Raw genomic sequence first — 6,709 nt, 5'->3', positions numbered from 1 at the left:
ATTGGAGCGATGAGCGACGAAGGCTTAATTGCCACTATGACTTTCCTCGGTAGTTTGAATACGGCTAGTTTTTTAGTTTTTATTGAGCAAATATTATTACCTCAGTTGTGGATGGGAGCAATTATAGTTATGGATAATTTACCTGTACATTATGCTAATACTGCAAAATCTTTAATAGAATCTGTTGGAGCTAAAATTAAGTTTTTGCCTCCGTACTCACCTGATTTATCACCAATCGAGTTATGTTGGTCAAAGTTAAAAGAAATTCTTCGTTCTGCTAAAACTCGCACATTCGATGCTCTAGATGTTGCAATCACTATGGCTGTTAATGCTATTACTGATGACAATGCTCTAAATTGGTTACCTTCCATAGCAGAAATAGCAGTAGCTATAGGAAGTTCACCAGATACCGTTGACAAGGATTTAAGGAAACTTCGCAAGCTGGGACTTTATCAATATCGAACTGTAACGGTGCAAGGTCATAACAGTACAGCAGCTAACGCTAAAGCGGAAGCTGACCGTTTGAAATCAAAATCTAAATCTAGGTCAGAATCCAGTCAGGACAAAGATTCCGCTTAAATAAGCGGAAGCTCCGACTATTTAAGCAGAAATCCCGACTATTTAAGCCCTAATCGCAACCCAGAACCCTTACCAAATAAAGATTCCAGATCTCCTCAGACTATTCAGACTTTATTAAGACTCTCTCAGAAGAAGAGCGAGCGAATTTTTTGAATTTTTGTGTGAAAGAAACCAAAAATTTTAGTCAGCCAGTGAACGACATCGAAGCTTGGTTAGCTCACAAAAACAAAGCCGAAAAAAATCGCTGGGAGGTTTATTACGAAAAATATCTGGCTTCAAAACCAGTACAAGCCAAAAAAACTGAAACAAAAAATCTTCTCTTAGAATTCCACCAAGAACTAGAAGAACGGCAGCGAAAGGGTCAAAAAGCTTGGGAAGAGTTGCAAAGCCAAAATCGCAGTGGCGCTACTGGAGGTGTAACTTGACAGATGATAAGCTACCACCCCAAAACATCGAGGCGGAAGAGGTGATTTTAGGCGGGATAATGCTTGATCCACAAGCGATCGCCAGAGTCAGCGATCAGCTAATTCCAGAAGCTTTTTACCTTAACTCTCACAAAGATATCTATCTTGCAGCTCTTAGGCTCCACAGTCACGCGTTACCTACTGACTTGCTGACGGTCACAAGCTGGCTTGCTGACCACGATTTGCTTGCCCGTATTGGTGGTAAAAATAAATTAGCAACCCTCGTAGACCGCACTGTGTCAGCTGTCAACATTGATGCCTTAGCCGAGTTGGTGATGGACAAGTATTTGCGCCGTCAGTTAATTAAGGCTGGTAACGAAATTGTGCATCTTGGCTACGAGACAGAAACTGAGCTACCAGTTATCCTTGACCGCTCAGAACAAAAAATCTTTCAACTTTCTCACCAAAGCTTAGGCTCAAACACTGAACACAATAGCGCGATTAACATTGCTGCTTATGAAGAATTAGAGTCTAAAAGCCCCATTTATCCTACAGGACTTTTTGAACTCGATAAGTTAATGGTGGGATTTGAAGGTGGCACTCTGACCATTGTTGGTGGCAGACCATCAATGGGAAAGTCTTTGATTGCTAGTTTTCTAGCTTTACAGATGATACTACTTCACAACTTACCCGTCATCATCTTTTCACTAGAGATGACTAAAAAGCAATTGGAGTATCGGCTGTGGAGTTTAATTAGCGTCGTTAATGCCTACAAGGATTTTGAGTTGCTGCCTTTAAAATGCGATCGCATCCGCAGACACCGCTCAGGCTCTGAACCCCTAAATGAATGGGAGTTACGAAGTATTGCCAAAATAGTTGCTATTGCCTCAGAACTACCGCTGTACATAAATGATAGTCGAGGTATTACCGTTTCTGGAATTGCTTCCGAATGCCGTCAAGTTAAAGCCAAAGAAGGAAAGTTGGGCTTGGTTGTAGTTGATTACTTGCAAATGATGGCAGAGGACTCTGGTGGTAACCGCAGTTATGAACTGGGAGATGTGGCCAGGGGAATTTACAAAATGGCTGGGGAAATAGAAGTTCCAGTGCTGGCACTTTCTCAAATCTCCAGGGGAGTAGAGAGTAGACAGAATAAGCGTCCGATGATAAGTGACCTCAGCCAGTCAGGAATTCTAGAGATGGTTGCCGATAATATCATCCTTGCTTACCGGGACGATTACTACAACCACGGTACAGAAGACCAAGGAATTTTAGAACTCATCATGGCTAAATCTCGCCACGGCAGTACAGGTACAGCAACAGTGTTTTTTGACAAGTCATATGGAATTATCCAGAATTTGCGCTCCGGAAATATCTGAGTTTTCAAACTCCTGTCAAAACCACCCGCCTCCGGGATCGGAATTTTTACTGGGGGATATTGATAATAGCCCTAGTAAAAATTCTGAGCAGTCCGAGATATCCCCCAGTAAAAACAGCCCTAGTAAAGATGTTGAGCAGTCCGAGATATCCCCCAGTAAAAATAGCCCTAGTAAAAATAGGCGGGATAAAGGATTGGGTAGTGGCTCCATTGAGTGGAAAACTATTACCCTTCACGGCAAAGATTATTCCCAAGCTTGGTATCACTATGAGTTTTGGAAAGATGGCTCGCGCCTTGTTAAAAAGTGCAAGTATATTCCAAAACGACTATTAAAAAGAATAGAGAAGCTAGAAGCAGATAAAGCCCCAGTCAGAGAGATTTTGTCTATATTGCGTGTAAAATTATAGAAAAACCATTACCTCAGAAAAGCCACGCCAGCAGAATCTAGGTTAAAATGTTTGTTTAGTAAGCCTTTCAGCCTTAGCGTAACTTTCTGTACGGTTGCTCACCTGACGAACTATATCAGCCATAAAGTGTCAAGAATGACGCTGCCCTGCCAAATTTGCGTCAGATCAAACCCTAGTAACGGAAATCTCACCAATTACTTTCTCCAAACTATCGGGGAGATAATTTTAGCTTCTAGATCATCTAAATAAAAATCATAAACAGGTACTCCTGATAATTCACAGCGAAGTGGCTCAATAATTTTAGTGAAGGGATTCCAAACTGCTGTTACAGTCCGTTTCGCTTTCTTTCTTTGCAACTCACATCGAATATGTACCGTAGGTAAATGAATAATCATGGCACTGTGCAGCCAAGCTTCTACGCTCATTGCATAACGCTCTTGGACATCTAACAGTTTTCTTTCTAACTCTCTATTAGTAGCTTCAATTCGTGCTACTTCTTTATCTTTATCATCACCTGACAAATGTTTTGACACAATCTTGTTGCGAATTTCCGAGCTAATTGTGTCGTAATAATTCTTGAGTCTGTCTTCATCTCTAGCTCTTGCTCTCGCTAATTTAGCCTGCCAATTCTCTAGAGATTTTTCAATTAATATTGCACTTTGATGTTCGATTAACTTTAACAATTCTTCAATTGGGATAAATAATGGCGTTTCTTGATTATCAATAGAAATTCTGTCAGATTCCCAGAACAAAGCATCACCGATTTCTACAGGTGTCACTCCTGTTAGTTCATTGATAATAAACGAAACTAAACCAATCCTTTTTTCATCTGCATTCGCTGTATAAGCCACATTACATAGGATGTAACGAGTGATTGATGGTTTAGCTTCTACAAAACGAATGAGACCATTTTGCACTACGAATCTCTCGGAGATGGTCTTTTCAAACCCTGTAGTTTTTAAATAGCCATCAAATTTCACACCCAAGGCACTAATCAGTCCTTTAGTAGCTAATAGGTCTGATAACTTATTTAATACTTCTGAATGATAGGTAACAAAAACACTTTGAGGTACATCTATTTTAGTTGTAAATGTAACTTCTTCGGGGAGGGAAAGTAGCGATGCTATATTGTCAGTTAATAACGCATTTAAAATGTGTTCCCCAGCAGGTTCTGCTATTCCATCATGCAAAGAAACAATTTTTGATAACGTAGCAATAATTGGGTCGGAAATCATATTTAATTAAATCAATCTCTCAAGCTTCAAAATCTTCGCCAAAAATCTGCTCATCCAGTTCTTGAATTTGCTGATACTGGTTTTTGGCTTTCAACAAATTATCTGCCAATTGGTCAAAGGCTGTATCTAATTCGGGTTTAACCTGATGCTTGAGCCAGATATCCATGACAATTTCACTAAAGTCAAAGTCATCATCCACATTCCCTAAAATTGTTTCAATTTCTCCAACCACCAGTTCAAACATATTAATTTTGTCATGTAATATCCGCAGAATATATTCTTCGATACTGCCCTTGAGACAAAAGTTAAAAATAAACACATCTTGGGTTTGTCCAATGCGGTGGATACGACCAATGCGCTGTTCTATCTTCATTGGGTTCCAAGGCAGGTCATAATTAACGATCGCATTGGCAAACTGGATGTTACGCCCCTCCCCACCTGTTTCCGATGCTAAGAGTACAGAAACAGTATCCCGAAATGCGGCGATCGCCTCATCTTTCTGTTTCAGGGACATCCCCCCAGTAAATTCTGCAAAGGGGATATTTGCTCCTTGCAGAGTTTGAGCCAAATAAGTGCTAGTTGCTTTATGGGTTGTGAAGACCAAGGTTTTCTGGGAAGATTTTGAGAGCATCTCTACCAATGCTTTTGCTTTCTCGACCTGCTTAACTTGAGATGCTCGTCTTGCTAAAGACTTCAGTTCTTCATCTGGTAGGCGAAGAGTCAGTTGCTTGAGGGAGTCAGCCAAAGCACCAGGAGATGAACCAGCACGCATTAGCAAATTGGTGCGAGAGAGTCTGTCTAATTTGTCCTCTGAAGAACGTAAATACTCGCTCAAGTCCTGGTAAAGTTTCTCCTCGCCTGCTGCTGGGGTAACGGTAATTGTAGTGGCGAAGCGTTTGGGGAGTTTGACATCTACTAAGGCGCGGGTATTTCGCACCATGACTTCCCGCATCAGAAAGCGTAACTTTTCGGGATTTTTAGGGACTCGTCCATTTCTGGAATCGACATATTCTTTTTTAAAGGCGGCTTCTGTTTGTAGTAGTCCCGGTTTGAGGAGGGTGAGCAGATTAAACAATTCCACAAGGGAGTTTTGCACTGGCGTAGCAGTAAGCATGAGGATAAACCGCTTATTAAGAGCATTGACTAGTTTCCAGTTGAGGGTAGTGCGATTTTTCAGGTGGTGGGCTTCATCGACAACTACCAAGTCCCAAGTGCGACTGGTGACGTGGGGATAATGTTTAGCAGATTTAGCTGTGTTTAATGAAGCGATAATTCGCGGATTATCTGTCCAAAAAGAGTCTATGGGTTGTTGGGGGTCACGGTTATCTGTGGTGATAGTGGCGATATTAAATTTGTCACTTAACTCTGATTGCCACTGAGAAACTAAGGATGCGGGAGTTAGCACCAGCATGGACTGTACCATACCCCTGGCTAAGTATTCGGCGATGATCAGTCCAGCTTCAATGGTTTTACCCAGTCCGACTTCATCAGCAAGTAATGCACGTCCACCCAGTTGTCTGAGGACTTTTCGGGCTGTTTCAATCTGATACCAGTATTTGTCGATAGCAGTGAGGGTGGGCAGGCAAATTAACTGATCGTAATCTGCCATTACGGAGAGATTAAACAGGTCAAGACGCGCTTCGTAGAAGTTAATTGGGTCATATTTCCCAGCTTTCAGGGCATCTTCGGCAGTAGAAGAATTAAATTTGAATGTATAGTTTTTCTCCATAGTGTGACCTTACTAGCTACTTTTGATCACTGACTGCACAGCTAACAGTTATCTGACCCCATAAGGTGTGAACCGTGCCAATATCATTCCAAGAAAAGTTTCGCAACCGATTAGAAACTCGATACCTGAGCGCGTTAGTTTGCTGCCAAAACAGCGACATTACACCACTTGTCTTAGAGTTGTCGTTACTCATCGGACTTGTTTACTAAATCTTCTATTTGAGAGAGGAGACTATCTAATTTAGCTCGTTTATTTGGGTTATCCCAAATATCTGCTTTTCTTAATTGTTGTCCAATTTGAGAATACCTTTGAACATAACTGGCATGAGATATTGTCTGTCCAGAGCTATTGAGTTCTTGGATTTTCTGCTTGATTTCACTCAAACTCAAATCCTGGGATACTGCTAACTTCAGTAAAGTCTGGCGTTGCTGCTCATTTTTGACCCGAGCGATCGCCCTAGCTTTGGTAAACTCAATCTGACCTGCTCGCAGTGCTTGTAAAATTTCAGCAGGTAGATTAAGCAAGGGTAAACGACTAGTACGGAAAGATTCTGCAGAAAACCGACCAATACCAGTGAGAACCGATTCAATAGTTTTAAATTGGAGGAAAACGTTTTCCTCCAATTCTTGACCACGATTTTTGGCATGGTTAGCACGATTTAAGATGGAAGCAACCTCGTCATTACTTATGTTGAGGGTAATCGACAGCAGTTCGAGAATTGCCTCTGTCTCCTCAATTGCATTTAAATCCTCGCGTTGCAAGTTTTCGATTAAAGCGACTTGGAGAGCTTGTTGGTCATCAAGTTCTCTACTTACTATAGGAACATCTGAAAATTTGAGTTCTTGCGCTGCTCGGTAGCGTCTTTCCCCTGCGATCATGTCACTGTAACCATAAGTTTGCCGTTTTTGAAACCATAACCTTGCCGCAGACATAGCCCAAAAATAGATTATTACGTTTAGTAGCCAAGTAGAAAAAGTTGA

Annotated in this window: 7 protein-coding genes (1 of these 7 only partly in view); 4 read left to right on the top strand and 3 right to left on the bottom strand. The window is 41.3% G+C overall.

The features are described 5' to 3' along the window. From MIC7126_RS0110595 to MIC7126_RS0110580, 4 genes are all read left to right on the top strand, one after another. A protein-coding gene (locus tag MIC7126_RS0110595; RefSeq protein ID WP_017653120.1) for a transposase crosses the window boundary here: on the top strand, window positions 1–579 show its 3' portion. The gene continues 168 nt to the left of window position 1, outside the view; 579 of the gene's 747 nt are visible here — the last part of the coding sequence; its start codon lies off the left edge, out of view; the stop codon is at window positions 577–579. Window positions 580–740: 161 nt separating this feature from the next. Continuing rightward, on the top strand, window positions 741–1,004 hold the full coding sequence (locus tag MIC7126_RS27440) for a hypothetical protein (RefSeq protein ID WP_017653119.1): 264 nt from the start codon (window positions 741–743) through the stop codon (window positions 1,002–1,004). Then, on the top strand, window positions 1,001–2,359 hold the full coding sequence (dnaB, locus tag MIC7126_RS0110585; protein ID WP_017653118.1) for a replicative DNA helicase: 1,359 nt from the start codon (window positions 1,001–1,003) through the stop codon (window positions 2,357–2,359). Before MIC7126_RS27440 ends, dnaB begins: the two co-directional genes overlap by 4 nt. Beyond that, window positions 2,322–2,765: a hypothetical protein gene (locus MIC7126_RS0110580; protein ID WP_017653117.1), complete on the top strand. Its 444-nt coding sequence runs from the start codon at window positions 2,322–2,324 to the stop codon at window positions 2,763–2,765. Before dnaB ends, MIC7126_RS0110580 begins: the two co-directional genes overlap by 38 nt. Before the next feature lie 194 nt (window positions 2,766–2,959). On the opposite strand, the gene MIC7126_RS0110575 is transcribed toward MIC7126_RS0110580, so the two are convergent. From MIC7126_RS0110575 to MIC7126_RS27435, 3 genes are all read right to left on the bottom strand, one after another. Next, the gene (locus MIC7126_RS0110575) at window positions 2,960–4,000 is read right to left on the bottom strand and encodes a hypothetical protein (protein ID WP_017653116.1); all 1,041 of its coding nucleotides are present in this window, start codon (window positions 3,998–4,000) and stop codon (window positions 2,960–2,962) included. 19 nt (window positions 4,001–4,019) lie between these two features. Beyond that, entirely contained in the window at window positions 4,020–5,729 is a 1,710-nt protein-coding gene (locus MIC7126_RS0110570; protein WP_017653115.1) for a DEAD/DEAH box helicase, read from the bottom strand. Window positions 5,730–5,914: 185 nt separating this feature from the next. Continuing rightward, window positions 5,915–6,661 carry a ParB/RepB/Spo0J family partition protein gene (locus MIC7126_RS27435; protein ID WP_017653114.1) on the bottom strand — a complete coding sequence of 249 codons (747 nt, stop codon included), beginning with the start codon at window positions 6,659–6,661 and terminating at the stop codon, window positions 5,915–5,917. Window positions 6,662–6,709 lie beyond the last annotated feature (48 nt).

The organism is Fortiea contorta PCC 7126 (genome assembly GCF_000332295.1).
GTDB lineage: Bacteria > Cyanobacteriota > Cyanobacteriia > Cyanobacteriales > Nostocaceae > Fortiea > Fortiea contorta.
Note: the sequence above shows the minus strand (reverse complement) of the source record. Positions and strands in the feature narration are given on the sequence as shown.